We start from the raw sequence: 4160 nt of genomic DNA on the forward strand, positions 1-4160 counted from the left end.
GTCCATGTGTTTGAACATCCAAACCTTCTGGTTTGATTCCAAAGTGCATTTCTGCATCTTCTTCATTTCCTAAAATAACATCACAGTAAGATGTTAATTCGGTCATAATTGCCTCACGATCTCCACCGTATTTCCACAATTTAGCGCGGTAATTTAAATCGGTTGAAATGGTTAAACCTAATTTACTTGCAGCTTTTACAGCTTCTAAACAAGCATCAGCTGAACTTTGTGAAATGGCTGGTGTAATACCTGTCCAATGAAACCACTCTGCACCTGCAAATACTTCTTCCCAGTTCACCATTCCTGGTTGAATGTCTGACATTGATGAGTGTGCACGGTCGTAAACTACTTTTGAACCACGAGAAACTGCTCCTGTTTCTAAAAAGTAAATTCCTAAACGGTCTCCACCCCAAACAATTTTATCTACACCAACACCTCTTTTGCGCATTTCCATCATGGCACATTCTCCAATGTCATTTTTTGGCAAACGTGTTACAAAATCTACAGATATACCATAGTTTGCTAAAGAAACTGCTACGTTAGATTCTCCACCGCCGTAAACAACATCAAAATTATCTGCTTGTGAAAATCTTAAAAATCCTTGTGGAGCCAATCTTAACATAATCTCTCCAAATGTTACTACTTTACTCATTTTATCTATTTAATACTTTGTTTATTTAAAATTTGAAATATTCTTTTGCGTTGTGATAACTAATGTTGGCAACCATATTTCCAATCCACTGCATATCATTTGGAAGTTCTCCTTTTTCAATTTGAGTACCAATTACATTACATAAAATTCTTCTGAAATATTCGTGTCTTGGGAATGATAAAAAGCTTCTAGAGTCGGTTAACATCCCTACAAATCGACTTATTAATCCCATATTAGAAAGGGTATTTAACTGCTTTTCAATACCATCTTTTTGGTCTAAAAACCACCAACCTGATCCCCATTGAATTTTACTTGCAATACTACTATCCTGAAAATTTCCGGCCATAGTTGCAAATACTTCATTGTCTTTTGGGTTTAAATTGTATAATATTGTTTTTGGCAAACTTTCTTCAACTTCCAATTTGTTTAGAAAGTGAGACAAACCTGCTGCTTGCTCTAAATCATCTATTGAGTCACAACCTGCATCGTTTCCAATTAAATTAACCAATCGTGTATTGTTATTTCTAATTGGACCTAAATGCAATTGCATTGTCCAACCTTTTTTATGGTACATTTTAGCCAAATGAAACAACACTGCCGATTGAAATTTTTGCGCTTCAATAGTTGAAATCTCATTTTCTGAAAAACGTTTATCCAAAATAGCATTCAATTCAGAAGCTGTAAAATCAACTGCGTGTAATTGTGACAATCCGTGATCAGATAATTTTCCGCCTAAAGCATCAAAAAATGCAATTCTACTTTCTAAAGCAGCTAATAAATCATCAAACTTATCAATGTTAATATTAGAAATTGCCCCTAACTTTTCAAGTCTTTTTATAAAATCAGGATGCTGAATTGCCATATAATTGTCTGGTCTAAATGTTGGCAACATTTTAAACGTATGACTTTCATTAAATACTTTTTGATGAAACGCTAAACTATCCGCAGGATCATCAGTAGTACAAATTACTTCAACATTCATTTTTTTTATCAAACCTTGTGTTGAAAAATTTGATGTATTTAACTGTTCATTTGCTGAATTGTAAATAATACTTCCTGATGCTGGATTTAGCAAATTGTCAATTCCAAAATAGCGTTTCAACTCTAAATGTGTCCAATGGTATAACGGATTACACATTGTATAAGGCACCGTTTCAGCCCATTTTGAAAACTTTTCTTGATCTGTTGAGTTTCCTGTAATGTATTTTTCAGGAATTGCATTTGCACGCATAGCGCGCCATTTATAATGATCTCCACCTAACCAACAATCGGTTATGGTATTGAAAATTTTATTATCTGCCACTTGTTTTGGACACAAATGATTGTGATAATCTATAATCGGTAAATCTGCTACAAAATCATGATACAACTTTTGAGCTGTATTATTTTCAAGTAAAAAATTATCGTTAATAAAGGGTTGATTGTTCATTTTTAATTATTCTTTAAAGAAATACTTAAAGGGTTATTTATTTTTTCTGAAAATTGTTGCAAATAAGTATTCCAAGCTTCTTTTGTAGTAAATTCACCTGCTTTTTTCCAACCAAAACCAGCATAATAAATAGCTTTGGTGTTTTCAACTTTTAAAAAGGCAAATAAATTACTTGCATCTTTCAAATCGGTTACATAGTTCTCAAAACCAACCAATGAATTGTTTAAAGTTACAATTCCAGTTCCTAACTCAGAATCGGCGTGAGGTTCCCAATAACTTAACCAACTATTTTCTTCATTCACAGTAATTTCTCCATCATTTTCGTGCAATGTTAAACCGGCTGCTATGGTATCAGTTCCTTTTACAGTAATCTCAAATTTTGAAAGATTGCTACCATAATCTAAGGTAATGCGTTTTTCTTCTGAAATCATTTTACCAGAAGCATCCCAGTCAGCATAAGTCAACGTAAAACTTGTTCTTATTGGACCTGTAGTAATGGTTTTCCAAGCAGTGAAATTTCTAGAAATATGATAAATACTATCCGACTTTACTGCAATCCCTCCAACACCACGACTAATACCTACGTGAAAATTATCTAAACCTTCACCTGTATCTTCATGATAAGAACCTGCCCCAGTTGTGTGTTTTTCATACCATTTATTAATTATTGGATACTCAACTTTTTTCAACCAAGCATCCATTCCGCTTGATAAAGTACCACCTTTAACATTGTCCTCAATCATTTTTTGTGCAGTTGGGCCATAAGTTCTAAAAGCAACTTTGTTGTTTTCCCAAGCATAATCATCAGTTCTTTCAGGTACAAATCTTGAATAACAAGCAATCACAGCATCATTTTCAACTTTAGATTCCAATTTCACAATTTCAAACTGTGTTTCTGAAAGTGGAGCAACTTCAGGTTGAAACAACATAACATCAACCTCTCCATTTCCATCTTCATCTACAAATTGCGTTGTCAAAAATTGATTAGTTTCGATACTTTTAACACCATATAACTCTAAATTTTCATCAGAAGTTAATCCTAAAAAATCTTTAGATATCTCAACCGTTTCAAATGAACGAGCTACATTTAAGTCGTTTTTTACAATTAAAACTTTATTTGAAGGTTTTTGAGCACAAGCCACAAAAACAGTAAAAACGATACTGATGAAGAATAGGTTTTTCATACTAATCTTCGTTTGAAGGTTTTCCGATAGTAGCTAAGATTCCACCATCAACATAAAGCACATGACCATTTACAAAGTCACTTGCTTTAGAAGATAAGAAAATAGCAGCACCTTGTAAATCTTCTGGATCTCCCCAACGAGAAGCTGGTGTTCTACTAATAATAAAATCGTTAAATGGGTGTCCATCTACTCTAATTGGAGCCGTTTGGCTTGTTGCAAAATAACCTGGTCCAATTCCGTTAGTTTGAATGTTAAATTTAGCCCATTCTGTAGCCATATTTTTAGTCAACATTTTTAATCCACCTTTTGCTGCTGCATAAGCACTTACAGAATCTCTTCCTAGTTCACTCATCATAGAACAAATATTGATGATTTTTCCTCCACCACGTTGAATCATTCCTTTCACAACATTTTTAATCCACCTTTTGCTGCTGCATAAGCACTTACAGAATCTCTTCCTAGTTCACTCATCATAGAACAAATATTGATGATTTTTCCTCCACCACGTTGAATCATTCCTTTCACAACATTTTTAGAAACGATAAATGGACTGATTAAATCTACCGTGATTACAGCAGTAAAATCTTCAACAGACATATCTACAATAGGTGTTCTTTTGATAATACCTGCGTTGTTAATCAAAATATCGATTGGACCAACTTCAGCTTCAATCTTTGTAATATTAGCAATAACAGCTTGTTCATCGCATACATTAAATAAATATCCGTAAGCTTCTAGCCCACAAGATTTGTATTCAGCCACTGCTTTATCTAGAGCTTCTTGCGAAAGATCGTTTACTACAATTTTTGCTCCTGCTTGTCCAAGACCTTTGGCCATTGCCATTCCAAGTCCATGAACTCCACCTGTAATTAGTGCTGTTTTACCTGTTAAAAAC

General features: G+C 33.8%; 4 protein-coding genes and 1 pseudogene. All 5 read right to left on the bottom strand.

Annotated elements, in window-relative coordinates; all coding sequences use genetic code 11:
* Positions 1-652 (bottom strand): sugar kinase (locus EC396_RS11910; protein ID WP_164975265.1); only part of this gene is annotated, 652 nt, incomplete at its 3' end.
* A gap of 25 nt (positions 653-677) precedes the next feature.
* On the bottom strand, positions 678-2081 hold the full coding sequence (gene uxaC / locus EC396_RS11915; RefSeq protein ID WP_129366914.1) for a glucuronate isomerase: 1404 nt from the start codon (positions 2079-2081) through the stop codon (positions 678-680).
* A gap of 2 nt (positions 2082-2083) precedes the next feature.
* On the bottom strand, positions 2084-3265 hold the full coding sequence (locus EC396_RS11920) for a DUF4861 family protein (protein WP_129366915.1): 1182 nt from the start codon (positions 3263-3265) through the stop codon (positions 2084-2086).
* A 1-nt stretch (position 3266) separates the two neighbouring features.
* A pseudogene (locus EC396_RS11925) lies at positions 3267-3680 on the bottom strand (SDR family oxidoreductase); the annotation flags it as partial.
* Positions 3668-4108, bottom strand: a complete 441-nt coding sequence (locus EC396_RS11930; RefSeq protein WP_370276486.1) for an SDR family NAD(P)-dependent oxidoreductase — start codon at positions 4106-4108, stop codon at positions 3668-3670. The pseudogene EC396_RS11925 and the gene EC396_RS11930, both read right to left, overlap by 13 nt.
* Positions 4109-4160 lie beyond the last annotated feature (52 nt).

This window comes from Lutibacter sp. HS1-25 (assembly GCF_004121075.1).
Classification (GTDB): Bacteria; Bacteroidota; Bacteroidia; order Flavobacteriales; family Flavobacteriaceae; genus Lutibacter.